At 45.3% G+C, this 309-nt stretch carries 1 pseudogene; it reads right to left on the bottom strand.

The window, feature by feature from the left end:
- A pseudogene (locus CWC11_RS21790) lies at positions 1-309 on the bottom strand (efflux RND transporter periplasmic adaptor subunit); the annotation flags it as partial.

The following is a 309-nucleotide window of genomic DNA, read 5'->3' as shown; positions in this document are numbered from 1 at the left end:
CACTCGGGTACAGGTTGATGATCGATATTCACCACTCGGCTTTGGTGGTTCACGCTTTGAATTTCTCCTTCAACCCAAACTGACTTAGCCTCTGCAACTGGCGCCATACGCATAAAGTCAGAAGTAATGCTCGACTGTGAATCAATCAGGAACTGGGCTGACGTAACAATCTTGTCTCCTTCGTTAAGACCATTGAGGATTTCAATATTTTCATCACCAATTTGACCCAGTTCAACGGCAACCGATTTAAAGCTACCGGGTGCAACTTCAACGACAACACGATTTTGTTTGGCTGTGCGGATCACAGAT

The sequence above is a fragment of the Pseudoalteromonas sp. S3178 genome (genome assembly GCF_005886985.1).
GTDB classification, from domain to species: domain Bacteria; phylum Pseudomonadota; class Gammaproteobacteria; order Enterobacterales; family Alteromonadaceae; genus Pseudoalteromonas; species Pseudoalteromonas carrageenovora.
The sequence above is the reverse complement of the archived record's forward strand: the minus strand, read 5'-3'. Positions and strand labels throughout refer to the sequence as shown.